The following is a 26,953-nucleotide window of genomic DNA, read 5'->3' as shown; positions in this document are numbered from 1 at the left end:
TCGGGCGACGGGGCGGCCTGTGTGCCGAGTGATCAGGTCGATGGAGGTCCCCCCGCTGAGCCGCCTGCCCATGAGCAGTTCGGGCAGCTCCTCCGCGATGCTGGCGGGAATCCATGAGGTCGAATGCGAGATCACGGCATTGGTGTGTTCGTCGCGATAGGTGCGAGAGCGTCGTAGCACGGGTTCGCCGGCGTTGAGGCCCAGGGCCTCAGCCACGTCATCCGGAGCGGCGACGATCCCGGCCATATGGGAGTCGGACCGCTCGCCCGCACGCCAGGACGAGCCAGTCAGCTTGCTGCGCTCCTCCCGTTCAGCTGCGGTGGCCAGGGTGTTACGGGCCCGCACGACCGTTCCGTGGCCACGAGATGAGGTGACCAGGCCGTCAGCCTCCAGCGCTTTGTACGCGGAGTGGACCGTGGTTTTGGAGCCCTTTCCCTGAAGGGCCAGCTCCTCGATCTTCGGCAGGCGATCGCCGGGCGCGTACTCACCGCTGCTGATCTTTGCGGCGATCTCGTCCGCTAGGTCTCTCCACTTGGGTGGCATGTCCGGTGATCTCCTCCGTCTCGACGGGACCAGTGAACCATAGTCCCGGGATTGATGACCAGTGACACGCACTCCCAGGATTACCGCAGCACACATGATTGACAGAGACTCGCAATCCTGGGAATGTCATTCCAGCAAGCGACGCGGAGTGAGGGCAACTCACGAAACGTGACGGCACAGCCATGTCTGAATCACCTACCTACCTGCGCCGGAAACGGCGCAGCCCCCCGGACCGGGCGTTCCAGCGCCTGATCGGCCGGGGGGCCACAGCGGTCCGTACAGGGACCGCGTCGGAGGCCGTTCCACGAGAGGAGCACGACCCCACATGAACATCATCGTTGCTGGTCAGCGCATCGTTACCCAGGCCGAGTACATCGAGGCCGCCATCGGCTTCGACATCGAGCCGCTGGACGTCGAGCACGACCTGATGGCCGGCGGACTCGCCGCCCGGGACGCCCTGCAGTCGTTCCTCGCCGACTTCCGCGTCGAGACCGACACGGACCGCGAGGACGCCGCCTACTACGCCAGCCTGCTCCGCCGGATGCCCCGCGAGCTGCGCAGCCGCAAGCCCGCCGTCGTGGCCGCCGAGCTGGAGGCCGCCGACAACGCCCTCGGCTTCGAGGACGACACCGACACCTACGCCGACTGGACCGCCGCCGACTTCGACTCGTACGAGGTCCTCGCCGAGCTGGGCACGCCCAACCCGGCCGCCGCCGTCGCCCGTGCCCGTGAGCCCCGCGCCACCCGCCCCGTCCTGCACCTGGTCCGCAACGAGGCACAGGCGGTGGCGGCATGAAGACGGCCCTGCGTCACACCGCCCTGTTTGCCCTGGCCCTGCTGGAGATGGTGCTCGGTGTGATCGCCGGGACCGTCGCCCTGGTCAGCCTCATCACCGAGTTCGCGGCCCGCGCGACGGCCGCCGGCGGGGACTCCCTCGCCCGGCGCTTCCGCCTCGACCCGATCTCTCCCCGACTCCGCACCGAGCTGGCGCAGCTGCTGGCCGGAATCGCGACCCCCGCCGCTGGAGGCCCCCGATGAGCACGTACCGCGAGGAGAAGCGGCGCGACGAGCAGTTGCGCGCCGAGCAGGACCGCGAGGACCGGCGCCTGGAGCTGGAGGCCAAGCTGGCGTACAAGCGCCAGCTGGCCGAGGACGAGCGGCTGGAGAAGGAGCGCAAGGCGGAGCAGGCCCGCAAGGACGGCGACCTCAAGCGCCGCCAGGAGCAGGCCGAGGCCAAGAGGCGCCAGGAGGAGAAGGCCCGCGCCCGTGCGGCCCGGATGGCGAAGCTCGGCAGGTTCGCCCGCTGGCTCAACGCCAACCCGGTCACGGTGTTCGTGGCGTTCGTGATGGCCTCCTCGGTCATCCCGGCCGTCATCTCGCAGGTCGGCGCACTCGGCGACACGGGGGTGCACGTCCTCCTGGCCGCGCTGCTCGCCGCGATGCTGGAGGGCGGGGCCTGGGCGATCACGTTCATGGGCAAGGCGGCTGAGGACGCCGGAAGGCCGGCGGCCAAGTACCGCATCGCCACTTGGTGCACGGCGTTCGTCGCGGCTGCGGTGAACTACTGGCACTGGGCGGAGAAGCTCCCGAAGGCGCAGTGGGTCGCCGTCGTCTTCGCGGCGAGCAGCCTGTTCGCGATCTACCTGTGGGACATGAAGACCCACGGCTCGCACGGCAAGACGCGAGAGGAGCGCCGGGCGGAGAAGGCCCGCCGCGAGCACCTCGCCAAGCGCCGCAAGGACCACAAGGACATCGCGAAGGAGGCCGACCGGCTGCTGTCCGCGCTGCCGTACGGGTCGATCGACGAGGAGGAGGCGTTCGCCGCCGCGTGGCGGATCCACCGGGGGGCCGAGCCGGGCCTCTCGCCGGAGCTGTACGCGAAGGCCACCGACGCCAAGGTCGCGCTCGGAGCAGCCTTCAAGCTCGCCGAGGGAGTCAGCCCCGAGATCGTCCGGGCGGGGATGCTGGCCCGCCTCTACAACCCGCTCTCTGACGGCCTGGGGGGACCCCTCTCCGCGCTCGGTCGGACTGTCCCGGCGCAGGCTCTCCAGCAGGCCCCTGGGGGCGCTACAGCCCAAGCGGGAATTGGGTCGTTGGCCATCGACAAGGCCGACGAGAACGCCCGCCGGAACGCCAGCGATTCCGCAAGCGGGAACGCCGTGAAGGGCCGCACGGACGAGGAGCTGGAACAGCTCCTGCCGGAGGCCCACAAGGTGGCCACCGAACTGGTCGCCGAGGGCCGCCAGATCTCCGCTGCCGCGCTCGCCAGCCGCCTGAAGATCCGCCGCGAGGACGCGGTGAAGCTCCGCGACCGGGTCATCGCCGAGCGCAAGCTCCACCTCGTCGGCTGACCTCCCGAACCGCACTGCCCCCGGAAAGCCGCGGGGCCCGGCGCCTCCCTTCCACAGTCGCCGCCGGGCCCCGCTTCCCTCCCGAAGGAGAAGGACCAGGATGTCCCACATCCCGAGCACCCCGGTATCGGACCCCAAGGTCGCCACGGTGACCTACCTCCCCACCGCGCGGCCGGCCGCGGCGAGCACCGCCCCCGAGCCCGCCCCCGCTTTGGTTGGCCAGACCCTCCCGCCCACGGCGGAGCAGCAGGTCGAGGCGGCCCGCCGGATCCTCGCCGAGCACCTGGGCACGGACAACGTCGTCGCCGCCGAGGTCATGAAGGCGCCGGTCGACCTCGACGCGTTCGACCCCGAGCGCCCGCTGATCCCGGCCTGGATGCACTCGGCCGAGGGCTGGGCGGCGTACAGCGGCCAGCGCTACCGGGCCTCGCAGAGGGCGTTCCGCCGCTGGGTCCGGCGCCAGCGCACGGTCAACGGCCACGTCGCGCAGTTCCGCCGGGGCCGGGTCCGCCTCCATGACTGGGTGATCGGTTTCGAGGGAGTCCAGACCCAGGCCACCGCCCACCAGGCCGTCATCGCCACCAAGGAGGCCCGCGCCGCAGCCCGCACCGCACGCTGGACCCCGGCCATCATGAAGCAGAAGAAGGCCACGGCGCTCAAGGCCATGGACCAGGCCCAGACGGTGGCGACGCAGGCCGTGGCCGCGCACAAGAAGGCCAAGGCCTACCGGCGCAAGGCCCGAGCGATGCGTGCCGGAGTCGTCTACGGCCCGCCGGCCACAGCGATGCTCACCGGCTACGCGACCACCGGTCTGCTCGGTCTGACCGGCGCGGCCCTCGCGACGTTCGGCGGTGGGGCGTTCGCGGGTCGCCACCAGCTGGAGACCGAGACCGACTGGTCGCAGGACTGGAGGTCGCTCGGCGACGGCGACACGATGAACGCGCCCATGCTCGACTCCGTCTTCCAGGCCGCGAAGGTGATCGGCGCGGAGGAGACGCTGCGGATCGTGCAGATGCCGATGCTCGACACCCGCGGGGCCTGGTCGGCGATCGTTGACCTGCCGCCGGGCGTTCCGGCGAAGAAGGCGCTGCGTGCCCAGGAGGAGATCGCCTCAGCGTTCGGCGTCGAGGCCGCGCAGGTCACGCTGTCCAAGGGCAAGCGGGCCGGGCGGATCGAGCTGTACGTCACGAAGGAGATGCCGTTCACAGAGAAGGCCGGCCCCGGGCCGCTCATGGCGCTGGAGGCCGCGGCGAACTTCTGGGGGCGGATCTCGATCGGCCCCGACGTGCGCGGGCTGCCGATCTCCATCTCCGTGGTCGAGCGCTCCGGCCTGGTCGGCGGTGAGCCGGGCGCCGGTAAGTCGGCGTCGGGCAACACGATTCTGCTCGCGGCGGCACTGGACCCGCGCGTCATTCTCTGGCTCGCCGACGGGAAGGGCGGTGGCGACCTCGACCCCTTCAAGGAGCTGTGCGAGGAGTTCGAGGGCGACGCCGATCCGGAGGCGTTCTACGCGATGCTCCAGGCGGCCCTCGCGGACATGAAGGCGCGGTACGCGCTCCTGAAGAAGCTGGGAAAGCGCAAGGTCACCGAGGAACTCGCCAACAAATACCCGCTGCTCCGGCAGAAGCTGCTCTGGGTCGATGAGCTGATGTTCTACACGACCGACGAGGAGTGGGGAAAGAAGATCACGAAGGCGCTCCGCAACCTCGTATCCCGGGGCCGTGCGGCGGGCATCGTGACTTTCTGCGCCACCCAGAAGCCCGGCTCGGACGTGGTCGACACCTCTTTGCGTGACCTGCTCTCGATCCGGTGGGCGCTGCGCTGCACCACCCCCGAGGCCTCGGACACCATCCTCGGCAAGGGCGCGGCGGCCGCCGGCTACTCCGCCAAGACCGTCGAGTCGGAGATGCGGGGCGCCGGTTACCTGTGGGCCGAGGGGCAGAACCCCGTCATGGTCCGCGCCGACTACTACGACGACGACCAGGTCGCCGAACTCCTCAGCCGTGCCTACGACCTGCGGGCCAAGGCCGGAACGCTGCCCGAGGGCGAGAAGAGCTTCGGCACCCTGCTCCGTGAGAAGGGCGAGCCGGACGCGGAGATCCTGGCCGTGCTCGCCGACACCTTCGATGCGTACGAGAAGGCGGCCAAGGCCCAGGCCGAGGCCGACGGCAAGAGCGCCGAGGAGGTCGAGAACACCACCCTCGACTGGCTCCCCGGCTCGGTGCTGATCGACGCCCTCACGGCGGCCGGGCTGACCGTCACCGCCGAGAAGCTGGGCGCCCTGGTGGCCCGCACCGCCGAGGAGAAGAAGAAGCGGACCTGGCCCGGCAACAGCAGCCAGGTCTCCGGCTACACCTTCGACGCCGTCACCCGCGTGGCGAAGGCGAAGTACGGCCTGACGGCCTGATCCGGGCCCGCCAGACCCGGATCTGACCCGGACAACCACCCGGTATGTCCCGGATTGCCCCCGGATTTGAAGGGGGCCGACCCGGACGGGGGGCCCGAGACCCGGACGAGCGACGTCCGGGTCGAGGCCCCCGCCGTCCAGGACTCCCAAAGCTCTGACCTGCACAAACGCCGACCCGTCCGGGCTCGATCCGGGTCGGCTACCTCCCCCAAACCGTGACAGACACGACAGACGGAGGACGACCCCGATGGGCGTCAGATACGTGGTGAGCGAGCCCGACCCGCCGACCTGGTGGGCCAAGAACAAGGCCGCGGTCTACGCGGTGGTCGGCCTCGTGGTCGGCTTCTACCTCGCCGGTGGCGGAGGCGGGGACGCCCAGCCCGCGCCGGCCCCGACCCCCGGCCCGACCATCAGCACGACCCCGACCGCAACCGGCTGAGGAGGCACCGATGTTCGACAGCTCCCCCGACCTCGAACTGCACGGCATCGCGTACGTCGACGACGCGCCGCTCGAATGCGTGCACTGCGGCAACGCCGTCTCCCTGCAGGTCTACAAGCGGGGCCCGCGCGAGGTGTGGCCCGCGTGGATCTCCTGCGGATCCTGCGGGCGCGGCGACGACTCGGCGACGGTCACCAACGGCCTGGTCGACGCGGTGCTCGCCGCACGGACCGGCCGTCAGAAGGCCGAGGACCGAGACCTGTTCACCGCCGAGTGGCGCGAGGTCGTCATGACCGGCGAGCTGCGGCCGACCCTGGTGATGGACGACCTGGTCACCGTCGCCGAGGCCGTCCGCGACGAGGTCGAGAAGGACGTCCGCCGCTGGTGGGGCGGGAAGAAGAAGGCGGCGAAGGAGAAGGTGGCCGAGGCCAAGGCCACCGCGAAGGGCGCGGTCAAGGACGCGGCGAGCGACGCCGCGACGGCCGCCATGGGCGCGGCGAAGAACGCGAAGAACACGACGACGGCCGCCGTGCTCACCACGGCCTGGCAGCTGCAGACCCAGGGCGCTGGCCCCGCCAAGATGCCGAAGGCCAAGCGGTGCACGGTCAAGGGCTGCAGGGGCGGCATGGTCACCCTCGCCACCCGGCTCCACTCCCCCACCGGCAAGAGCGCCGACGTCAAGATCCCGTGCGGTGTCTGCCACCGCACCGGCCGCTGAGGAGGACCCCGTGCTCACCGTCTCCACCCTCGTCGTCCTGGTCCTGATCGTCGGCGGGCTCGTCTGGAAGGCCGGCCTGCCCTGGTACATGGCGCTGCCCTGCGTCCTGCTCGGGCTGCTGCTCGCCGACACCCCCGTCGGCCCGATGCTCCACCAGCTCCTCGACACCACCACCGACGCGGCCAGCCACATACGAGTCTGACCCGGCCGCGGCGGCCCGCCCCGGACAGCCCTCGCCCGCCTTTGGGTGGCCCGGAGCGAAGAAGGTCCGCAGCGCTCACCCGGGCCCGCATCGCTCCCGGGGTGCGGGTGAGGAGCGGAAGGCCGCGGGCCGCGCCCGGCGCCGGACGGGAGGCCGCCCAGCGGCCGAGCGGCCGGTGACGGTGAACGCGCGGCCCGCAAGGGACCCGCACCCGGGGGTGCCGGGCGCGGACGCGCCCGTCCTTTAGAACCCACCCTCCCGCAGGGGCCCGCCAAGGCCCTTCGCATTGAATTTTCCGGCTCTGACCAGCACAGACAGAGAAATGCAGACTCGGAGTCTGCGAACCCCCTAGACATGCAGACTCAGAGTCTGCATCATTGAATTACCGCAAGCGAAAAAGCAAGCGGAAAAGACAGCGGTATCGCTGACGAAGGAGAACGCAGTGACCGAGCAGACCTACGCCGCTTCGACCACCGGCCTCGTGAACGTCTACGTCACCAGCCACATCGGACAGGTCCGGGTGATCACGGACCAGCGGATCACCAAGGCCGTGGTGGAGATCAGCACCACCGCCACCGAGGGCAGCATCGCCAAGGCGGTCGAGGACGCGACGATCCGCCAGCACGGCGACCAGATCGAGGTCCGGGTGCCGAAGATCGAGGGCACGTCCGGTGGAATGAGCAGCACCACGATGATGGTGGGCGGCTCGACCTTCACCTTCCACGGCTCCGGGGCTGGCGTGCAGATGGTCGGTGGCGACATCTTCATGGGTGGTCAGAAGATCGTGTCGAACGGCCGGGTTGTCGCCGCCGAGGGGACCGTTGTCGGCGGGGCCGCCGGAGTGGGCGAGATCATCGTGACGCTGCGCCTGCCGGAGATGTCGTCGGTCAAGGTCACCACGACCTCCGCCGACGTGATCACCGAGGGCGTCATCCTCCAGGTCCTCGACGTGGACAGCCAGTCCGGCGACGTCCGGGCCGACTCTGTCCGCGAGCTGCGGGTCAAGACGATGTCGGGAGACGTCGAGGCCACCCGGGTCGACTGCGAGGTCAATGTCGGCACGATGTCCGGCGACATCGAGATCGGCGCCTACAACGGCAGCCGCTTCTGGGCGAACACGATGTCCGGCGACATCGACGCCAGCGCCACCCCGGCCGCAACCGGCCGCATGGACCTCAAGTCCATGTCCGGCGACATCAGCACCCGGGGCGCGGGCCACCTGAACCCGAGCTGCAGCTCGATGTCCGGCCGCATCCGCAACCGCTGACTTCGCCCCGGGGCGGCCGTCATCCCGGCCAAGGTCCGCCGGCCGCCTCGGGCCTCGATCCGCAAGCGATCCCGCCAGCAGAAAAGCAAGCAGGGGAGACAGCAATGAAGAAGCCCAACCGCCTCCTGACCTTCATCAACGGCCTGTTCGGATGGGCCTGGGCGTACGAGTCGGTGGAGGAGGTCCGTGAGGTCATCGCGGAGAACTCCTTCGGGACGCTCGCCGACCGGGCCGACACCCACACTCGGGGCGCCGACAAGCTGACCGACAGCTTCGCCTTCCAGCCCGGCCTGGTCACCCTCCACGACGAGCTGCACGACACCTGGCACTACCTCGTGGCGCTGAAGGCCCGCGCCAGGTCCCTCGGATACGGCACGCTCGCCGAGCACCTGGACGACGCCGCCGACTCCACCCGCGACGTCCTCCAGGCGGTGGCCAACGCCGCCGAGAGCACCATCCCCACCCCGGCGATCCCCGCAAGCAAGTAGCGGCGCCCCGTGGCGGCCGTCATCCCGGCCAAGGTCCGCCGGCCGCCACGGGCCCCGATCCCGCTCCGAAACCGCAGCGGGGGGAGCCCACATAGTCCCTCGACACGAACCGGAGCACGCAATGACCCCCCGACCGACCGACGAGACCAGAGCAGCAGGCCGCACCCGGATCGCCGAACTGAAGAAGGCCCGTGACCGCGCCCACGAGGAGGCGGAGAAGGCGAAGTCGGCCGCGGACGAACAGATGTGGAAGGACATCGCCGCCGAGCTCGACGGCGGTGAGGTCCTCCAGCGCGACGTCGCCGAGGCCACCGGGTTCAGCCGCGACCACGTCCTGAAGCGCACCAAGCAGTACCGCAGCACGACCTGACCGGTCGGCCCCCGGGTACAGAGCCCGGGGGCCGGCCCCGACCCGAGAGGACAGACCGTGAACACCGACGACCGGACCCCGGGCACCCCGATGAGCGACACCGAGGCCGACGCCCGCGCCCGCCAGCTCATCGCCGAGGCGTACACGCCGACCTCCTACCGCGACGACTCCCCCGTCCCCGCGTACGGTCCGGCCGAGCCGGTCGCGCAGCCCGGACGGCCGCCCATGTCCCAGAAGGCCACGGACATCAGCGCCCTGATGCTCTCCGGCAGCGTCGCGGCCCTGTCCGTCGGCGGCGCCACCTCGCTCGTCCTCTACGTGCTCGGCACCGTCGACCCCACGACCCTCGCCATCGGCGCGGCCGGCCCCGTCGCCCTGGTCCTCGCCGTCGGCTCCCTCGTGAAGTCCGTCGGCAGCGCCAAGTCCTCCATGCACACCGAGACCCACCACCACTACAACGGGCCGGTCCGGCAGAAGAACACCACCGTGACCAACACGACCACCACCAAGGCCGTGTTCGGCCGGACCAACCTCAACGGCACCCCGGGCAGCAAGTGCTGAGCGCCCATCAACCCACCCAACCCGCCCAATCTCGCTAGATAGCTCGCGTCCGACCCGTTGAACAGGGAGAACACGATGGCCAACCAGACCGCGCTGAACCCCCCGAAGGGCGAGTGCCGACAGTGCTGGTTCCACGCCTACGCCTCGCGCGAGGCCCACAAGCACCTGGCGCCGCGCGAGGACTGCCCCGAGTGCGTCGACCACATGCTCCACGGCCACGCCAACATGATCGTCGGAGGCTGACCATGAGGCTTCCCTGGATGAGTCGCACCGACCGCCGCGCCTGGAAGTCGGCCCGCACCCTCGCCGACCTCGGCCAGCTCACCGCCGACTGGCTGGAGGGCCGCCTCGCCTCCCAGCCGGGCTACATGCCGAACTGCGGCCCCGACGAGGAGACCGCCGAACTGGTCCTCTCCCTCGCGGCCCTGAACCGCGCCGGGTTCATGACCACGTGCTCCCAGCCCGGCGTCGCCGAGATCGGCTACGACGGCGCATGGTGGACCCAGCACGCCGCGGTCGAGGGCTACCTCACCGACCGCGCCCTCTACCAGCGGATCCTTGACGCCGCCGAGGCCCTGGCCCACATCGTCGTCGTGGACGACCCGCAGACCGGCCGCCGCGACGAGGTGGTCGTGGTCACCCAGCGGGACGGCGAGCCGTACACGGCCTTCGGCGCCCGCCCCGGCCCCCTCGACCTGCGCAACCAGTACGGGGTCCTGCACCCCGAGGCCCGCCGCGAACTGGCCGGAGCCATCCACCTCGCCGTCATCGCCCCGCACTACGGGCCCGCCGCTCACCGGGCGCTGTGGCGTTCCCTCGACCAGGTCACCGGCCTCGAACCCCCGGACGCCGACGAGGACCAGGCCGACGCCGACGACGACCAGGAGCCCGCCGCCAGCCGGTGAGGACGGAGAGGACCACGACATGAGCACCTTCATCGTCACCAGCCACGGCGGAGACTTCTTCGGCGAGGACCGCCACGCCTGCAAACTCCTCGGCTCCCTCGTCCCCTACGTCCACGCGGCCGTCCCGGCCGACGGGCGCGAGGACGTCGAGCAGCTGCTGACCGAAGCGGCGCAGACCCAGGCCGGCGCCACGAGGTCCATCCCGGCCGCCGTCGCGGCCACCCTCGCCCCGCGGCTTCGGCAGGTCGCCCGCAACCGCTACCTGAAGTCGAAGCCGCTCGTGCAGGCCGCCGCGCTCCTGGCCGACGCCGCCGGCCGCGCCGCCGCCGACGGCGAGCCGTGGGAGTGGCGTACCGAAGTCGGCTGAGCACCAGCCCGAGCTGAGACCCACCTCACGCCCGCAGTGAGCCCGCGGAGCAGACCGGCAGCCGGATCTGACAGACGATCGGACGGCTGACCAGCACCGATCCACCCACGCAGACCCGGAGTCTGCGAACCCCCTAGACATGCAGACTCGGAGTCTGCATCATTGAATTACCGCAAGCGAAAAAGCAAGCGGAAATGATGGCTGTAAGGCCGTCCGAAACGAGGAGTAGCCCGTGCCCGAGACCGCCGCCACCTTCGCCGCCGTGTTCGTCGCCCTGTTCGTCGCGCACTCCGTGGGGGACCACTGGGTCCAGAGCTCCCACCAGGCCGCCCACAAGGGCGAGAACGACCGGGTGGAGGGCCAGTCCAGCCGCGCGGGCCGGATCGCCTGCACGCTCCATGTCCTCGGCCTGACCCTCACCAAGGGCATCGCCCTGGTGGCTGCGGTCCTGGTCCTCGACCTCCCGGTCACCGCTCTCGGCCTGGCCGCCGGCCTCGGCATCGACGCGGCGAGCCACTGGTGGGCGGACCGCCGATCCACGCTCGCCTGGCTCGCCAAGCTCACCGGCAAGGCCGAGTTCGCCAGCCTCGGCACCGGCGCCCACCCGGCCGGCCCGGTCACCGCGAAGGGCACCCCGGCCGCCCACCTCGGCACCGGCGCGTACGCCCTCGACCAGTCCTTCCACCACCTGTTCCTGTTCGTCGCCGCCCTGCTGATCGCGGCCCTCTGACGCGACCGATCCGCCCAAACCCGCTAGATCACTCGCACTCTCTGGAAGGAATCACCCGTGGACCGCACCCCGCAGCTGACGCTGGCCCAGGAACTGCAGGCGGCCGTCGCGATCGTCCGGATCGGCCTCGACCGGATCCGCGACGCCGCGTGCCGCACCGAGGCGGTCGGCGCGCACGCCGCCGGCCTCCAGGCCCTCTACGACCCGGCCAACCCGGAGTCCGGCGTCCTGGCCGCCGTCGGCGACGTCATCGGCACCATCACGGTGTCGATGTCCGACGTCGACCACGAGGACATGGAGCGCGTCACCGAGCTGCTGGACGAGGCCCAGGGCTACGTCCAGGACGGCACCGGCGAGCGCATCCGGTACGCGCTGGACCTCCTGGAGCCGCTCCTCCCGCCGTGCGAGGAGTGCGGGTGGAAGAGGCCGGACGTCGAGATCATGCCCGACCCGTTCTCCACCGCGCTCTACCCGGAGGAGGACGACCACCGCCAGATGCCGCTGTGCCCGCCCTGCGCGGTCAAGCGCTTCGAGGACAGCTGACCCAACCGCCCCCCAGCAGAGCCCACAAGGGAGATCAGGATGAGCAGCCAGACCGCCAACGCGTACTACGCCGCCCACTTCAAGGCCCTGCGCGAGTACGCCGCCCGTACGGCCGCGGGCTACTGGCCCAACAAGGCCCTGCAGTACACCTCCGTCAACGGCCGCCGCCTCCAGCCCTTCCCGGACAAGGTGCGGCTCGACTCCGCGAAGGCCGCGGTCCGCAGGCTCGGCAAGGACCACACCGTCCACGTGTACGACATCGTCGCCCGCGACGGCATCGCGCTGCGGATCGCCGCCGTCTACTTCGCCCCCGGCTACTGGAGCGACGGCGCCGAGGTCATCGACGTCTACGAGATCCCCGTCCAGGACGACATCGCCTGAGTCGCCCCGCACTATCCACCCGCACGACAAGATGGAGCCCGGGGCCGCCGTAATCGGCCCCGGGCTCCGGCCTTGAAGGGAACCACAATGACGACCCCGACCATCGACTCGCCCACCCGGATCCAGCGCATCTACGACGGGCACGCCGGGCTGTACGCCCCCAGCGTGGTCACCGAGGCCGCGGCCCTCCTGGACGCCTACCTCGCCACCGCCGACCAGCACGGCCTCGACCAGAAGGTCGCGGACTCCGACGGCTGGCTCGCCCTGGCCGCCGCCGAGGCCGTCGCCCGGAAGTACGGCCGTCCCGCGACCGAACGCACCTCGGCCGAGCTCTACCAGCTGCTGAACCACCTGCGGGCCGCGCTGGCAGCCGAGGGCCTGGAGGCGGTGGCCACCCCCGTCCGCATGGGCGTCGGCATCGCACCGGTGCCCGGCGGCCCCACCTGGGGCACGGTCGGGGGCCTGGCCGTCGCGCTCTACACGGACAGCAGCTGGGAGCTGATGACCAACTCCGTGCGCACGACGTCGCACACGATCCACGCCCCGGCCACGAAGGCCGGCGCCGCCGAGGTCGCCCAGCTCGTCCACGGCGTGCTCCGCGGTGACGTCGCCGACCCGTTCAGCCGGAACCGGTGAGCCCTCGCGTAGGACACTCGAACCACCGACCGAAGGAGGGGCCGTGACCGCACAGCCCGAGCACCACGCCGCCGTCCCGCCGATGCGCACGCTCGCCGAGCTGCGGGCCGCCCTGCGGGTCTGGGGCTTCCCCGAGGACCTCGCCACGTTCGAGCGGGAGCTGTCGGAAGCGGACCTGGACGACCTCACCCGGGTCCGCGAGATCACCCAGGCCTACCGGCACCGCGTACTCATGCGGGTCGACCCGCAGGCCATGGCCGCGCTCGGCCGGAGCACCGAGGACGTCACCGACGAGCTGCGCCGCAAGATGAACGAGGCGGGCGCCAGGTGACCCACGCCTTCCTCAGCGACGCCGCCGAGAAGATCCTGGCCGACCTCAGCCGGACCGAGCAGGCCGCCGTCGAGACTGTCCGCCGCGCGCTGGAGGACGACCCCGACCCCGACCACGCCCGCGGACTCCCGGACGCCGACCCACGCTCCGAGACGTACGTGATCGAGCTGCTTCCCGAGCAGACCGCCGGCCGCGGCATCAGCGTCGTCTACCGCTACAGCCAGGACATGGACGCCGCCCTGATTCTCTGGCTCATCGCCGGACCCTGACCCTCGACCGCCGAAGCGACCCCCGGAAGGGAAACCGCCGGGGGTCTCTTCATGCCCGCGCCCAGTGCAGGTTATCTAGCAAGTTTGCCCGTGGGTGGCGGGGCCGGGGCCGCCCGCTTGTTCAGTGTTCGGGCCCCGCCGGGCCGTCAAGGGCGCCTTCGGCGTCGCTGCGCGATGCGCAAGCGCACCCTTGACTGCCCGTCGTGTCCCTGGTGCTGGCTGGCTATCGGGCGGCCCCTCCGCTGTGGCGCCCGGTCCTCGGCGGCTGGCGGGCGGCTCCCCCGTCCGTCGCCCACCGTGACGGCCGAGGTTCCGGTGGGCTGACCGGAACCCCCGCGGACTTCTGGTCGCAGCGTGCCGGTCCGGCGAGCGCCGCCCCGTGTCTGCGGAGGTCCAACGCGGTTGTTCTCCCGGACGACTCAGAGCCCGTGCTCCCCGACGGAGAACGTCTCCTCGTCGTCTGATGGACCGTTCTTCGCCGGTTCCGGATTCCGCCGGTACCGTGGACAGTTCGGTCACTGCTTCAAGATCAAAAACGAGGTATGTACAAAGGGGGTTACCCTCGCGGGTAACCCCGGCCAAGGCCGGAGAACAGCAACAGCACAAGCGCACAAGGCGCGTGGGGGAAACGGGGTGCGCCGGTGGCGTGGGTGACGGATATCGGGGCGGACGAGCAGGTCGACTACCGGCTGCGCAGGCACGCCGGGTGCGGCGTGGTGGAGAGCACCGGCGCCGTCGTGGAGGCGGACCAGGCCGTCGAGGCCGACTCACCGGACCCGGCCGTCAGTTACCGTCTGCGATCGGACGGGGTGCTCGTCTGGATGGGCGCCGGCCTGGACGCGGTCGGTCTCACCGAGGGCCAGGTCCTCGACCACGAGGGCGAGGAGGCCGCCCGCCGACTGATGAAGGGCTGCCACCCAAAGACCGGCGCCCGCCTCGCCGGATCGGCCACGTCGGTCCGCGCGCACGAGTCGGCGACCCTCACGGTGGCCCCGCTGGTGAAGGAGATCGAGCTTGCCGCGGCCGAGGCCGGGGTGGAGGCGGAAGCCCTGCTGGACGGCAAGCCGTACCAGCAGAAGAAGCTCGCCCAGCAGCAGCGGATGGTGAACCGCTGGGGCGAGGCCCACCGCCTCCACGTCGGCACGCTCCACAAGCTGGCCCGCGCCGCCGGCCTCGACCTCGCCGACATCTACACCGAGGCCGAGCTGACCCGCGCGTGGGAGAACAAGGACCTGCGGACCGACTCGCGGGTCCGCGGCTGGGACCTCGTCCTCGACCTCCCCAAGAGCGACAGCGTCCTCGCCGGGCTGATGGGCGAGCTGGACGACGCCGAGTACCGCCGCCTGGTCCACCAGGCGAAGACGGACACGTTCCGGCAGCTGGAGCGGTGGATCGGCTACGGGGTCGGCAGCCAGGACGGCAAGCCGGTCCGGCTGGCGACCGGCGGACTGGTCGGCTGGTCTGTCGAGCACCGCTCCGCCCGCCCGATGGGCGACGGCGCCCCCGGCGACCCGCACCTGCACCTGCACGTCGTCATCGCGAACATGGCGCGCTGCGCGGACGGGAAGTGGCGCTCGATCGCCAACTCCGGCGCCGACCTCTACCGCCACGCCTCCGCGGCCGACGCCTACTTCAAGGCGCGGGTACGGTCGCTGGCGTACGAGCGGTTCGGCGTGCGCCGCACCCAGTCCGCACTCACCGGCGCCTGGGAGGTCGAGGGCATCCCCGAGCCGGTCCGTGACGTCTTCTCCCGCCGCTCGGCGAAGGTCACCGAGGAGCTCGGCGAGGGCGCCAGCCGCGAGGACCAGCAGCGCCTGGGCGCGCTGACCCGCCGGGCCAAGCACGCCGCCGACCCGGCCGGGATGCGGACCTCCTGGCGCGAGCGGGCCGAGGCCGCCGGCGTCGAGGTGGACGCGATGGTCGCCGCCGCGGCCCCCGGCGGCCCGGGCCCGGACGGCGGTGGCGCAGGCCTCGCCGGACCGGGCGGTGGCCCGAGGATCCCGCCGCCCGCCGACCTCGCCGCCGTCGTCTTCGATCCGGAGACCGGGGTGACCGCGAGCCAGAAGATGTTCACCCGCGCCGAGCTCCTGGCCGCCGTCGCCAACGCCCTCCCCCTGGGCATCGGGGCGGAGCCGGCCGCCCTGGAGCGGCTGGCCGACGACGTCCTGCGCGTCGAGGGGTACGCGGTGGCCCTGCCACACATCGGCTCCACCGTCATGAGCTCCACCGACCGGTACACCACAGCCGACGTCCTGGCGGCCGAGGAGACCGTCATCGCGCAGGCCCTCGACCGCGTGGGCGACGGGTCCGCCCGCCTCACGGTGGCCCAGGCCGAGGCCGCCATGAGCGTGTTCGCGGTGGCGGCCGGATTCGAGCTGTCCGGGCAGCAGCGCCAGGTGGTCACCCGGATCCTCACCGAGGGGCACGGCGTGGAGGCCGTGGTCGGCGTGGCCGGCGCGGGCAAGTCGACGTTGATGGACGCGTGCCGGATCGCGTGGGACGCCACCGGCACCACGTACGCGGGCGCGTGCCTGTCTGCGGTCGGCGCCAAGGGCCTCCAGGACGCCTCTGCGATCCCCTCGCGCACCGTGGCGTCCTGGCTCCAGCAGATCGAGGGTGGCCGGGGCCTGACCGGCATCGACGTCCTGGTCGTGGACGAGGCGGTGATGACGGACGACCGGTCCGCCGCCAGGCTCCTCACGGAGGCCGCGCGCACCGGTACGAAGGTGGTGGCGATCGGCGACCCCAAGCAGCTCCAGGCCGTGGGCGTGGGCGGCTGGTTCCGCGAGGTTCACCGCCTGGTCGACGGCGAGGTCCTCACCGAGAACCGCCGCCAGGAGAACGAGGCCGAGCGCGCCGCGCTGGAGGTGTGGCGGACCGGCGACCACCAGCACGCCCTCGAACTCCTCGCCGCCGGCGGACGCGTGCACGCCGTCGCCACCGCCGACGAGGCCCGCTCCGAGATGCTCATGACGTGGGACGAGCTCCGCACGGCGTGGCCGGACGAGCAGGACCTCCTGCAGAACCTCGTGGTGCTCGCCGCCCGGAACATCGACGTGGACGCGCTCAACCTCGGCGCGCAGCAGATCCGGCGGGCCGCCGGCGAACTCGGCGCGGAGCAGACGTACGCGCTGCCGGGCGGGGGCGAGCTCTCCCTGGCCGAGGGCGACGTCGTCCGCGTCCGCGTCAACGACTACCGTTCGCGCCGCGGCGAGGGGCCCGACGTCCTCAACGGCTACCGCGCCGTCGTCACCCAGGTCGCCGAGGACCGCCGGGTCGAGATCACCTGGCGCACCAAGGACTTGAACCCCGACGGCAGCGTGCGGACCGAGTCGGCGTGGATGAAGCCGGACGACATCGGCGCTGGCGCCCTCTCCCTCGGCTACGCCATGACCGTCGCGGCCTCCCAGGGCCTGACCTGCCACACCTCGCTGCTGTACGGGCACGGGGCGAACGCGCACGCCGTCTACCCGGGCATCACCCGGGCGAAGAAGGCCAACCACATCTGGCTCCCGCTGGACGTGGTCGAGGACGAGCGCACCCAGAAGCTGCTGGGCAAGGCGCGCACGGAGACCGAGCAGCTGCACCGGGCGATCGGCGCGTTCGCCCGCTACCTCGGCCAGTCCTCCGAGGACGGCATGATCTCCGACGCGCTCCGCCCGGCCCCGGAGTCGGCCACGGTGCCCCGGCAGGTCGAGGTCGAGCGCGCCGAGGCCCGGGAGAAGGCCGAGGCCCCCGTCCAAGAAGCCCGGCGGGTCGTGTCGGCGAGGGCGGCCCGGATGAAGTCGCCCTCGACCGAGCACGCCCTGCGCCGCCAGGCCGAGGACGAGGCTGGCCGCACGCGCACTCCCGCCCGGGCGCCGGAGCCGGTCGCCGGGCAGCCGGAGGACACCGGCAAGGAGTCGGGGGTGCCGGACTGGAAGGAGCGCCCGTACGGCAAGCGCCCGGACGGCGAACTGGCGCGGAGCATCTCCTCCTTCCTCACCATGGCCGAGCAGTACGAGCAGAAGGCGGCCGAGGCCCGTGAGGCCCACCGGGCACTCGCCGAGCGCCTGGAGCGGGACCGGGCCGAGGGCACCAGCCGCGGGGCCCGCTGGGCAGCCGAGGCCGGCGCCGTGCTTGATACCGCCGTCAGCCATCTGGCCCGGGCCCTGGAGGAGACGGCCGCCATCCAGCGGGCCACCGACCAGGCCACCAACGCCCGCTCGATCCTGCGGCATCTGGAGAAGCAGAGGGAGGCGTCCTGGCTCGCGCTGCGGCTGGCGGGCAGCAGCAAGAAGGAGCTGCGGCAGATGGAGGAGCGCTACCTCGGCGAGGCCATCGGCGGCGACGACGAGGCACAGCGGGCCCGCCGGGCATCCGACGACGCCCGACTCGCCGCGTGGGAGACCCTCAAGGCCAGCCCGCACGCCGAGGCCCTGGGCGCCACCGGGCACGCCCCTCGGCTGGACGACATGGCTCAGAAGCTCGCCGAGATGCGGCAGGCGCTGCCGGAGCGGGCGCAGGCACGCGATGCCCGCGACGCTCGCCAGCTCGGGCAGCTCCACGGCACCGCCCAGGCCTCCACCACCGAAGCCGCCGACTGGCGCCGTCACGCCGAACTGGCCCGCGCCGAGCAGCAGCTGCGGCACTCCCTCGCCGAGCAGCACCCGGACTTCCACAAGGCCGAGACCATGGCCCGCACCTTCCACGCCCGCCAGGTCCAGGCCCAGCAGCGTCAGCAGGCGCCGGCACCGCAAGCCGCCGCGGCCGTCGCCCAGCCACAGCAGAGGCGCGGGCCGAGCATGGGGCGGTAGCCCGGATCACGGGACGGCAGAGCCAGAACGGTTCCGCCGTCCCACCTGGCCCTGGGGGTGCCGTACGGAAGTAGTCGGCGCGTGCCAGACCCCTTGTCCAGGCCCCTGGGCTGCGCGTTCGCCCTCTTCCCGTGCCGGGGGAAGGGAACCCGAAACGGGACCCGGTACGGGACCTGAAACGGAACTCCGAACGGGACTCCAAAGGGAACTCGAAAGAGAACCGCGGCAGACGCTTCGGTTCTTCGGTACGGGTCTGACTTCTCCAGACCCCCTCTGAGAGAAGTAGTCAGCGTTCGTCCGTGCATCGTGGACCCCTTGACCGCCCAGGTCACAGCCAGTCCTCACTCCGGACGGGCGGGCCTGGAGGCAAGTTGTAGAGCAACCTGTAGGGCAGGTTGTAGAGCAAGTTGGAGAGCAGGTTGTAGGGCAAGTTGAAGAGCAAGCTGGGAGTGAGCCTTCGGAGACCGGCCGAGGGCCGGCCCGCCGCCCGTACGAAGGAGACCTCTCACCACGGCTATTGCGTGGACAGAGAGGTGTCGTTCTCCGATTTGGGCTTGCCCACGGGGTCTGACCAGCGACAACCCCGGAATTCTCCGGAGGGGGGGTCCCACCGCCGGTCACACCTCCGGTCCCCCGCCTAGTACACCTCCGCAGCCACCTCTGCACGCAACCTCCGGTGCAACCCTCAAGGGGCCCGCAGGTGCCTGGGCAAGCCTGTGAATCCACGGCAGGACCCCCCTTGTCCGCCGTCGAACCGTCGCCGGTCAAGGGGTTGACCACCTGTCATTCGCAGGCTTGCCCAGGACGGCCGTCAGCGTCGGGGGCCCTCCCCCAAAGGCCGGCGCCCCGGCGAGGCCGAGGGGTCCGACACGGGGGCGGACGGACGGAGTTCGTCCAGGGCCGCCCGCTCCGCGGCGGTCCGCCGAGGAGCCATTGGCGACTCCTGCTCGGCAACGACGGGGGAGGGTCCGTGCCCGAGCGGGCGGCGCGTGGTGCTCATCGCCGAAGTTTCCCAGCAGCCCCGGACCCGACCGCCTACCGGGTGGTCGGGGACGACGGGGCCCGGCTCCCCGTCCATCAACCGATCTGTTTCCGCACACCCCCACGACACGCCCGGGACCACCGATCCGGGACCATTTCCAGTGTCCAGAAAGGGCGTTCAGAAAGTCTCAGCGTCCAGGAACCAGGGCACCCCGGTTTCTGTACGGTGACCGGCATGACGAGCAGCCTCGCCCAGTGGGCCGACGCCGGCGACGACGTCCTCGAAGCCTTCCCCGCCAACCTCACCGGCGTCCTGGTCGGCTACGCCCGCGTCTCCACCAAGGGCCAGCTCCTGGACCGGCAGCTCCTCGCCCTGGAGAGCGCCGGGTGCGCGCGCATCTTCGCGGACAAGCTGTCCGGGAAGAACGCCGAGCGGCCGGAGCTGTGGAAGGCCCTCGACTACGCCCGACCTGGCGACACTCTCGTGGTCCCCTCCCTCGACCGGCTCGGCCGCTCGATCCAGGACCTCATCGCGATCGTCTCCGGCCTGCGCAAGCGCGGGGTGGGCTTCCACTCCCTGCACGAGTCCCTGGACACCACCACCCCCGGCGGCAGACTGGTCTTCCACGTCTTCGCCGCGCTCGCCGAGTTCATCCGGGAGCTGATCGTCCAGGGCACCCACGAGGGCATCGCCGCCGCGCGGGCCCGGGGCGAGCGGATCGGCCGCCCGCCCGCGATGACCGCGGAGCAGGTCCGCCACGCACGGGCCATGCTCACCGACCCGGAGGCCACGATCACCTCGATCGCGAAGCTCATCGGGGTCTCGCGGACCACCCTCTACAAGTACGTGCCCGAGCTGAGCGCCGGCGGACGCCCGGTCATCGGCGCGCAGGCCGTGCCCGCCATCGAGGGCGGTCGAGGCTGACCCGTCCGGAAAGAAGCCCTATCGGTTTCAGTAGGCGGAAAAGACAGCTTTCTCGCTGGCGTAAACGCTGGCGGGCAAAGTGCGGGTTATCTAGCAAGATTGCGCACTTAGCGGCCGGGCCTGAGTTTCCCCAGGCCCCGGCTGTCAGCCTCGCGCTTTCAGCTCGTTGATCAGTTCCCGTACTGCCTCCGCCTTGGCGGCGACCCGTTCGGCTTCGAGGCGGAGGGTGCCGATCCTGGAACTCCAGTGCGCGACGGCGTTGGCCGCCTTAGCGATGTCCTCGGTGTTGCCAGCCTCGGTCGCGCGGCGTTGTTCTTCCTCGGCCTGGTGCTTGCGCTCCTCGGCGAACGTGATGTCTCGTCCCGCCTGGGCGACGGCGGCGCGGAGCCGGGCGTGCTCACGACGGGCGCGCTCGGGGGCTGCCGCGAGGGCCTGGTCGAGCGCGGCGCGGAGAATGTCCCCGGTGGTGACCACCTTCGCCCGCAGCTCCCTGCGCTGGTCGAGTTCCTCGGCGGGTGGGGTCTGCTTGAAGGCCGCGGCCATCGCGGCCAGCACGGTCACGCCTCCGTGCTCGCGGACGGACTCCTGCATGATGACGGCCGGGCCGTCTCCCCATCGGTCGGCCCACTCCTGGAGCTGCTTCTCGATCTCCGCGTTGTGCCAGTAGCAGGCCCGCTGAAGGCGTTCTCCGAGCTCGTGCGGCAGCCGCACGCCGAGCCGTCCCAGGAAGCGGGTCTCTCCTTCGTCGTGGTGGGCGGAGTAGCGGCCCGGGTCGGTGCCCCACCGGCGGCCGGCGGCCAGGGCACCCGGCGGGATCGGCGGCCACTCCTGGTCCCAACCTCGGGCCGTCAGCTCGGCGATGACTCCGGGGACCAGGAGCCAGTCCCGGCTTCCCGCGAGCTCTCCGGCCTCGCGGCGCTCGACCAAGAGCTCCCGCGTCGCCTTGCGGGCCTGCGCCAGCTTCCCGCCCCGCAGTCCTCGGTGCTCCTCGCGCTGCTTCGCCAGCCAGGCCCGCTCCTCACCTGCGGCCATCTCGGCCACCAGGTCCAGCAGCCGCAGCCGCTCCTCCACCACCGCCACCGTGTACTGCACCGTCGGCATTCCCATGCGGGCAATCATGCGAGATAAGACGCGGAGCGCGCACCCCTCGCCCTGGCCGTCACCCTCACGGACCACGCCACCAAGGGCAGCTCGTTCAATCTTGCTAGATAACCCGCACTTGATCGCATCTCTTTCCGCTGGCCTTTTCGCGCGCGCCGTCGCTGGCGATCTCGCTTGCGGGAATCGGTGGCGGCGACACGAACATGCGCCCGCTTGCACCTGGGTGGTCGACCGGCCAGGCTGCGGCGCAGAACTCAAAGGAAGGGGCTCCCATGGCCCAAGAAGAGGGACCGCTCTGCGTCGCGGAGTACAGCGAGAAAGGCGGTGTCGGCAAGACGAGCATCACCGCCGGCCTCGCAGCGGTCGCCGCCGATCGTGGGCTGCGGGTCGGTGTCGGTGACCTTGACCCTCGTGGCACGCTCACCGACGAGCTCGGCCTGGACGAACCCGAGCGCACCATCAACGACATCTTCTTCGTGGACAACTCTAAGAAGGCCCCGCCCCCACGCGACCCGGCCGAGATCGTGCACGAGGTGTTCGTCCCCGCCGGCCGCGGCTGGCCCTCGAACGTCAAGATCCTCCCCGTCGACCGTGACTTCGCCAACCGCGAGAACGACCCCACCCCCACCATGGAGTTCCGCCTCAAGCGCGCTCTCTGGGGCCTCCGCGACGAGGTCGACATCTTCTTCCTCGACGTCCCTCCCCGCGCCGGCGGCAAGCTGGCGGGCTCCGCCCTCCTCGCTGCCAAGCAGATCGTCCTCCCCGCCACCCTCACCAAGGACGGCTACCTCGGGGTCCAGGAAGGCCTTCGCTCGATCGCGCACTACAACGGCCCCGGCTGCCTCAACCCTCAGCTCGTCGTCTCCGCCGTCGTGCGCAGCATGGTGCCGCGCAAGAAGGAGTTCAGCGCCGTCAACGCGCACTGGCAGGAGCGCCTCATCGAGGACTTTGGCGACTTTCTCTTCGCCGACCCGGTCCCCTTCCTCGCCGTCCGGGAGGTCGCCCGGACTGCCTGCAAGCCGATCACTGCCGCGCCCGGCCGGTACGCCAAGGCCCTCGGCAGGACCTACAGCCAGATCCTCGACCACATCCTCAAGACCGCAAAGGAGCAGGGCTGATGGCCAGCTTCCTCAACGACGCCCTCAACGAAGACAAGCGCAAGGCCGCCAAGCGGCGCGAGGCCGACCCCGCCGACCCCGGCAACGCCCAGGAGCCTGACTGGGACTCCCTCGGCAAGAAACCCTCCCGGCCTGCCGGACGCCGTGTGGGCCGTCCCAAGGGGCCCGAGCGTGTCCCGATCACGGTCAGGATCCTCCCGCACACGAACTCCCTGCTGACCAAAGCGGTGGAGGAACTGGAGATGAACCCCCAGTCGATCGTGGAGGAAGCCCTCGCCGCCTACTTCAAGCGCAACAAGATCCAGCTCGACTCGGCGGACGGCCAGCCCTCCAGCGCCGCCTAAGGCGCCTCACCGGCGCTCTCAGGCCCGGGAACGCCCAACACGGTGCCCGGGCCTGCCCGATGCCCCTGCGGCGCCCTAGAGGCTGCGAAGGACTTCCTGGCCCTCTCCCCGCGGGGAGGCGTACAGCGGACGGTCGCGTCCGCGCCCGACCCACCTGGCTCTCCGCCCTTGGCGCCCGCGCGTTCACCGGTACCGGCCACTCGGCCGCGGACGGCCTCCCGACCGGCACCGGGCGCGGGCGCCGTCCGTACCCCACCTCACACGCACCCCGGCAGCACTCCCGACCGGCCGAGCGACACCGGCATCCCCCAGGTACCCAGCAACCCAAAAGCGGGGGGCCCGGGAGGGGCCTGCCGCCGTGGCCGGGTGCAGGAAATGATCTTCGAAAAGTGGTTGCCTTAGGCATCTAGTGTAGGGTTGTGGTGGGTTTTCCGAAACTCTCCATACGTGCGCCCATGGGAGGTTATCGGGAAACCCACCACAACCCTACATTCTTGCAGGTCAGCGCGTTTTGGCCCCCTACACGACGACAGCCCCCACCGGGCTTCCCGGTGGGGGCTGAGCTGTCGCTGTGCAAGGGGGTCAGGAGTCGTCTCCGGAGTCGTCCCCGGCGACCATCAGACCCGGGTAGACCATGCCCGCCGATGTCCGCTTTTTGGTGAATCCGCGAGCCTCCAGGCTCTTCGCGAACTCGACCTCGCTGCTTGCCTGCTCGCCGCTCCCGTGGCACCAGCTCGTCCACGCGTTGAACAGCTCGCGGGCCGAAACAACGGCGTGGGGCGAGGCGATGGTCCGCTCGTCCATGAAGCGGCCGAGGACGTCGCTGGAGGCCTTGTACGCCTCGGTCTTGATGCGGACGATCTCCGGCGGCGCGAGCCCCTTCTCCATGTAGTCGTGCCACCCCGCGTACGCCCACTCCAGCACGGCCGGCGCAGCCTTCTTCAGCCGCTCGGGGAGGCCCCCGTCCCGCTCGTCCTCGGGGATCACCACGTCAAAGGGCACCACCAGGATGCGCCGCCACACCGCCGGGTCGTCGCCGGAGACGAGCGGCAGGTGGTTGGTGAGCATGATGAGGGTGTGGGACGGGTCGAAGGTGATCGGGTTTTTGTGCATGAGGTTCGCCTCGATCGGGTCGCCACCCACCAGGCGCTTCATCGTGGCCTCGGCGAACCGCTTGCCCTTCTCCGTCTCCGAGCAGAAGGTCAGCCGGGCCCCGCGCAGGCGCATCTTGAACGCGCCGTGCCGCTCGTGCTTGGACTCCATGAGGATCGCGGGGTCGACCTCGATGGCGTAGTCGCCGAACGCGGCCATCAGGGCGTCGCGCAGGGTGCCTTTGCCGTTGGCGCCGGTGCCAGTGAAGATCGGCATCACGTGCTCGGTGACCTTCCCGAGCATCGCGTACCCGAACAGCCGCTGGACGAAGGCCCGCACCTCCTCGTCGGGCAGGATCCGTGCGAGGAAGGCCTCCCACTCCTGGGCGCCGGCGGGCTCGCCGTCCTCCTCGTCGGGTAGCGCGGCACCGGCGACCTTGGTGATCAGGTCGGCGCGGCAGCAGGGCTCGATGGTGCCCTCGGTCAGGTGGACCGTGCCCGCAGGGGTGTTGAACTTGTACGGATCGGCATCCAGCCCCTTCGAGGGCGTGCTGATCGGCGGGAGCGAGGAGGCGATCTTCAGCAGTCCCTCCAGGCCAGAGGCGGACTCGGACTTGCGCACGTCCTTGTAGAGGTCATCGCGCTCATCACCGCTCATGTCCTCCAGGGCGTGCAGCGCGGTCTTCACCGTCTTCACGGCGTACGCCATATCGACGCGCTGCTCGTCCAGGAGCCAGCGGGCTTCATCCCACTCGTGCCAGCCCAGGCCGTGGACGAACCGGAGCTTGTCGCCGTGCTCCTCGATGAATCGCTCCGCCATCCGCAGCTGTCCGCGGTGCTGGACTCCGCTGCGCACGGGCCGAGGGCGTCGAGGTCGAGGCCGATCAGCCGTGGTCGGGGCCTCCATCGAGGCCCACATGTCCTCTTCAGGCGCGGCCTCGCGTGCCGGGGGAACGCTCATGCCGCACCGCCCAGTCGGCGCGCGGCGCGGTCGTCCATCTGGCGCGGCCGGGAAAGGCCCGCGGCCATGCCGGAGCGCAGCGTCTTCTCCACCTCGTACGGGGACTTGTCGTTCAGCCCGGCCTCCAGCGCGGCTGCGGTCAGCTGCTCTTCGGCCTCGGCCTGGCCCAGAAGGCCGGCGGCGACCAGCTGCCCCGCCCGGAAGGCGGCCAGGTTCAGCCTGTTGTTCCTGCCCGAGGCCGCAGTCATCGCCGCGAGCTCATCGCACTCCGAGCGGAGAATCCCCGCGGCCCACCGCTGCTCGCGGGTGCCCTGCCGGGTGAGCGTGTGCAGTCGGGCGACAACCTCCTCCCGACGCGGCGCCCGCCCGCTTTTGGTTGGCTCGGGAGCGGAGGTGATCAGGGTCAGCAGCCACTCCGGCAGGTCCGCCGGGGCCGTGATGTTCCCCTCCAGGGTGTAGGGGACGCCGCCGATGACGGAGCCGATGCCGACGACGTAGCCGCCGGCCGCGCGGGTGTCGATGCACCAGCCGAGGGATCGGGCCGTGTTGCGGACCTCGGAGTCAGGGGCGCGGAAGAGCAGGTGTCGGCCGCCGCTGGGGGTACGCACGGTCATGGTCTGCGGCATCTCAGCTCCGGCACGGTGGGCCAGGGCGGCGAGCATGGAGAAGCCGTCGGTGACGTCGGCGAACTCGGCAGGAGGGAGCTCACCCTCGTGCGGGACGTCGAGGTCCACCACGACGAGTTTCGAGGGACCGCAGGCGATCCCGATGTTGAAGGGGGCCCGGCCCCAGGTGTCAGCGATCAGCTGGGGGTCGCGCGTGGCGCGGTCCTCCCAGGAGTGCCAGCGGGGCTCCTTGCCTCCGACCAGCACGGGGTGTACGTACATCCCGCATCCCGCGTAGCGGGAAGCACTGGCGAGCAGTTTCGCCCGGAGTGCCTGGGTACCACCCGTCTTGCCGCCCCCGTCCTGTAGCGCCAGGCGGGAAGCGTCTCGTACTCTCTTCACAGAGCGACTCCGTTTCGCTCGAACTTCGCCGGGATGGCCCCCGGCCTTGCTTGATCCGAGAGGCGCCCTTGCCGGGGCGCCTTCGGTGTTTCTGGGCCCTAATCCTGCCCCTTGATCACTTAATCAGGGGGGTCGGTTTCCGAGCCTCCTGTGCTACGGGACGTCGGGTCCCCGCAGCGCCCGCATGACGGGATCGAGGTCCCCGGTGTAGGTGACGTGCGGTTCGTCAACCCGTGGCGGTTCGAATCGGGCGCCGTGACGCGCGAGGTCGTCCTCGCTGAAGTACATGGCGTTCGGGTCGTCGAAGGTCTGTTGGTTCCGCTCCTTGATCCGCTCCCACAATTCAGAGTGGGAGCCGGGGAGGTGGACCAGCGTGACGAGCGCTCCAGCTTCCTCGCCGAGCTGTCGCCACTGCTGGCGCTCGGCGACAGTCCAGAACCCGTGGTCCATGACCACACTGCGGCCGGAACCCAGCGCGGTTCGGAGCTCGGTCGCTATTGCCTGGAGGATCGGCCGTTCCCGGACGCGGTACTCGCCGCGGGGGAAGTCCCGTCCGTAGTGCCCGTGAGTGAGCCAGACTCGCTCGTCGGGGCTGATGCGGACGAAGCCGAGGGCCTCCAGCTTCCGAGCAAGCGTGGTCTTGCCCGATCCCGGAAGGCCGGCCATCAGGACGAGTTGAGGCGAACAGGGTCGTCCCGAGAGTGTGTCCATGATGCGGGTGATCTCTGTCTTTTCGTCTGGGGCCAGGCTGCCCAGGCGCTGAGCTTGGAGGAGGAGGTTCAGGCGTCCTTCGAGGGCCTGTACGAGGGTGTCGTCCAGCAGCGGGTGAGTCATCCGGTGGACTCCTCCTTGGTCCAGTGGCGTCCAGGGCCTCCGATGTCGACCCCGTACTCGATGGCCACGCCGCCGCTGTCGATGACCCGAACTGTCAGGACGATGACGGCGGCGCGGGTGTCCTCGGGGATCTCAAGGGGCCCCGCGTCGGTGGGAGTCGTGATCCTGGCCCACATCGAGCTGAACCGTCGGGCGACGGGGCGGCCTGTGTGCCGAGTGATCAGGTCGATGGAGGTCCCCCCGCTGAGCCGCCTGCCCATGAGCAGTTCGGGCAGCTCCTCCGCGAT

29 protein-coding genes and 1 pseudogene are annotated in these 26,953 nt (G+C 71.0%); 24 read left to right on the top strand and 6 right to left on the bottom strand.

All coding sequences use genetic code 11. The features are described 5' to 3' along the window. On the bottom strand, positions 1–543 hold a 543-nt coding region (locus tag IH80_RS0134205), incomplete at its 3' end, for a GntR family transcriptional regulator (protein ID WP_037881952.1). A 325-nt stretch (positions 544–868) separates the two neighbouring features. On the opposite strand from IH80_RS0134205, the gene IH80_RS0134200 reads away from it, so the two are divergent. The 22 genes from IH80_RS0134200 to IH80_RS0134095 all read left to right on the top strand — a co-directional run bounded on the left by IH80_RS0134200 (position 869) and on the right by IH80_RS0134095 (position 20,210). Further along, positions 869–1,339, top strand: a complete 471-nt coding sequence (locus IH80_RS0134200; protein WP_030965643.1) for a hypothetical protein — start codon at positions 869–871, stop codon at positions 1,337–1,339. Further along, positions 1,336–1,581, top strand: coding sequence for a hypothetical protein (locus IH80_RS0134195; RefSeq protein ID WP_030965642.1), 246 nt, complete (start codon positions 1,336–1,338; stop codon positions 1,579–1,581). Before IH80_RS0134200 ends, IH80_RS0134195 begins: the two co-directional genes overlap by 4 nt. After that, positions 1,578–2,894 carry a DUF2637 domain-containing protein gene (locus IH80_RS0134190; RefSeq protein ID WP_030965641.1) on the top strand — a complete coding sequence of 439 codons (1,317 nt, stop codon included), beginning with the start codon at positions 1,578–1,580 and terminating at the stop codon, positions 2,892–2,894. Before IH80_RS0134195 ends, IH80_RS0134190 begins: the two co-directional genes overlap by 4 nt. A 100-nt stretch (positions 2,895–2,994) precedes the next feature. Next, a complete protein-coding gene (locus tag IH80_RS0134185; protein ID WP_030965640.1) occupies positions 2,995–5,301 on the top strand; it encodes an FtsK/SpoIIIE domain-containing protein in 2,307 nt (768 codons plus the stop codon). 247 nt (positions 5,302–5,548) lie between these two features. Beyond that, the gene (locus IH80_RS0134180; RefSeq protein ID WP_030965638.1) at positions 5,549–5,740 is read left to right on the top strand and encodes a hypothetical protein; all 192 of its coding nucleotides are present in this window, start codon (positions 5,549–5,551) and stop codon (positions 5,738–5,740) included. Between the two features lie 10 nt (positions 5,741–5,750). Next, complete coding sequence (locus IH80_RS0134175) at positions 5,751–6,458, top strand: hypothetical protein (protein ID WP_030965637.1); 708 nt, start codon at positions 5,751–5,753, stop codon at positions 6,456–6,458. After that, the gene (locus IH80_RS0134170) at positions 6,433–6,660 is read left to right on the top strand and encodes a hypothetical protein (protein ID WP_199819348.1); all 228 of its coding nucleotides are present in this window, start codon (positions 6,433–6,435) and stop codon (positions 6,658–6,660) included. Before IH80_RS0134175 ends, IH80_RS0134170 begins: the two co-directional genes overlap by 26 nt. Before the next feature lie 442 nt (positions 6,661–7,102). Further along, a complete protein-coding gene (locus IH80_RS41210; protein ID WP_051810241.1) occupies positions 7,103–7,927 on the top strand; it encodes a DUF4097 family beta strand repeat-containing protein in 825 nt (274 codons plus the stop codon). A 104-nt stretch (positions 7,928–8,031) separates the two neighbouring features. Next, positions 8,032–8,415, top strand: a complete 384-nt coding sequence (locus tag IH80_RS0134160; protein ID WP_030965633.1) for a hypothetical protein — start codon at positions 8,032–8,034, stop codon at positions 8,413–8,415. A 121-nt stretch (positions 8,416–8,536) separates the two neighbouring features. Continuing rightward, entirely contained in the window at positions 8,537–8,785 is a 249-nt protein-coding gene (locus tag IH80_RS0134155; protein WP_030965632.1) for a hypothetical protein, read from the top strand. 57 nt (positions 8,786–8,842) lie between these two features. Next, on the top strand, positions 8,843–9,346 hold the full coding sequence (locus IH80_RS0134150; protein WP_030965631.1) for a hypothetical protein: 504 nt from the start codon (positions 8,843–8,845) through the stop codon (positions 9,344–9,346). Between the two features lie 75 nt (positions 9,347–9,421). Further along, positions 9,422–9,589, top strand: a complete 168-nt coding sequence (locus tag IH80_RS0134145; protein WP_030965629.1) for a pRL2-8 — start codon at positions 9,422–9,424, stop codon at positions 9,587–9,589. 17 nt (positions 9,590–9,606) lie between these two features. Beyond that, entirely contained in the window at positions 9,607–10,251 is a 645-nt protein-coding gene (locus IH80_RS41205) for a DUF6919 domain-containing protein (RefSeq protein WP_030965628.1), read from the top strand. Positions 10,252–10,270: 19 nt separating this feature from the next. After that, positions 10,271–10,618 (top strand): hypothetical protein, encoded by a 348-nt coding sequence (locus tag IH80_RS0134135; RefSeq protein ID WP_030965627.1) that lies wholly within the window; start codon positions 10,271–10,273, stop codon positions 10,616–10,618. 232 nt (positions 10,619–10,850) lie between these two features. Further along, a complete protein-coding gene (locus tag IH80_RS0134130) occupies positions 10,851–11,348 on the top strand; it encodes a DUF3307 domain-containing protein (protein ID WP_030965625.1) in 498 nt (165 codons plus the stop codon). Between the two features lie 57 nt (positions 11,349–11,405). After that, entirely contained in the window at positions 11,406–11,891 is a 486-nt protein-coding gene (locus IH80_RS0134125; RefSeq protein ID WP_030965624.1) for a hypothetical protein, read from the top strand. 39 nt (positions 11,892–11,930) lie between these two features. Next, positions 11,931–12,272, top strand: coding sequence for a hypothetical protein (locus IH80_RS0134120; RefSeq protein ID WP_030965623.1), 342 nt, complete (start codon positions 11,931–11,933; stop codon positions 12,270–12,272). Between the two features lie 87 nt (positions 12,273–12,359). Further along, the gene (locus IH80_RS0134115; RefSeq protein ID WP_030965622.1) at positions 12,360–12,908 is read left to right on the top strand and encodes a hypothetical protein; all 549 of its coding nucleotides are present in this window, start codon (positions 12,360–12,362) and stop codon (positions 12,906–12,908) included. A gap of 43 nt (positions 12,909–12,951) precedes the next feature. Next, complete coding sequence (locus IH80_RS0134110) at positions 12,952–13,239, top strand: hypothetical protein (RefSeq protein ID WP_030965620.1); 288 nt, start codon at positions 12,952–12,954, stop codon at positions 13,237–13,239. After that, the gene (locus IH80_RS0134105) at positions 13,236–13,508 is read left to right on the top strand and encodes a hypothetical protein (RefSeq protein WP_030965619.1); all 273 of its coding nucleotides are present in this window, start codon (positions 13,236–13,238) and stop codon (positions 13,506–13,508) included. Before IH80_RS0134110 ends, IH80_RS0134105 begins: the two co-directional genes overlap by 4 nt. A 650-nt stretch (positions 13,509–14,158) precedes the next feature. Then, positions 14,159–18,304 carry a MobF family relaxase gene (gene mobF, locus IH80_RS0134100; RefSeq protein WP_234432478.1) on the top strand — a complete coding sequence of 1,382 codons (4,146 nt, stop codon included), beginning with the start codon at positions 14,159–14,161 and terminating at the stop codon, positions 18,302–18,304. 1,216 nt (positions 18,305–19,520) lie between these two features. Further along, on the top strand, positions 19,521–20,210 hold the full coding sequence (locus IH80_RS0134095) for a recombinase family protein (RefSeq protein WP_030965617.1): 690 nt from the start codon (positions 19,521–19,523) through the stop codon (positions 20,208–20,210). A gap of 144 nt (positions 20,211–20,354) precedes the next feature. Here IH80_RS0134095 and IH80_RS0134090 read toward each other — a convergent pair whose 3' ends face one another. Continuing rightward, a complete protein-coding gene (locus tag IH80_RS0134090) occupies positions 20,355–21,317 on the bottom strand; it encodes a hypothetical protein (protein WP_030965615.1) in 963 nt (320 codons plus the stop codon). Between the two features lie 266 nt (positions 21,318–21,583). Between IH80_RS0134090 and IH80_RS0134085 the strand changes: the two genes are divergently transcribed. Further along, positions 21,584–22,429, top strand: a complete 846-nt coding sequence (locus IH80_RS0134085) for a ParA family protein (RefSeq protein WP_030965614.1) — start codon at positions 21,584–21,586, stop codon at positions 22,427–22,429. Further along, positions 22,429–22,773 (top strand): hypothetical protein, encoded by a 345-nt coding sequence (locus IH80_RS0134080; RefSeq protein WP_030965612.1) that lies wholly within the window; start codon positions 22,429–22,431, stop codon positions 22,771–22,773. The genes IH80_RS0134085 and IH80_RS0134080 overlap by 1 nt, the downstream gene beginning before the upstream one ends. A 582-nt stretch (positions 22,774–23,355) precedes the next feature. Here the strand turns inward: IH80_RS0134080 and IH80_RS0134075 are convergent. From IH80_RS0134075 to IH80_RS0134060, 4 genes and pseudogenes are all read right to left on the bottom strand, one after another. Then, positions 23,356–24,720 carry a DNA primase family protein gene (locus IH80_RS0134075; protein WP_158943733.1) on the bottom strand — a complete coding sequence of 455 codons (1,365 nt, stop codon included), beginning with the start codon at positions 24,718–24,720 and terminating at the stop codon, positions 23,356–23,358. 101 nt (positions 24,721–24,821) lie between these two features. After that, positions 24,822–25,832 (bottom strand): bifunctional DNA primase/polymerase, encoded by a 1,011-nt coding sequence (locus IH80_RS0134070; RefSeq protein ID WP_267883537.1) that lies wholly within the window; start codon positions 25,830–25,832, stop codon positions 24,822–24,824. 153 nt (positions 25,833–25,985) lie between these two features. After that, positions 25,986–26,666, bottom strand: coding sequence for an AAA family ATPase (locus IH80_RS0134065; protein ID WP_030965608.1), 681 nt, complete (start codon positions 26,664–26,666; stop codon positions 25,986–25,988). Then, positions 26,663–26,953 (bottom strand): annotated as a pseudogene (locus tag IH80_RS0134060) (GntR family transcriptional regulator); the annotation flags it as partial. The pseudogene IH80_RS0134060 and the gene IH80_RS0134065, both read right to left, overlap by 4 nt.

The organism is Streptomyces sp. NRRL S-378 (assembly GCF_000720645.1).
Classification (GTDB): domain Bacteria; phylum Actinomycetota; class Actinomycetes; order Streptomycetales; family Streptomycetaceae; genus Streptomyces.
This window is presented reverse-complemented; position numbering and strand designations above follow the sequence as displayed.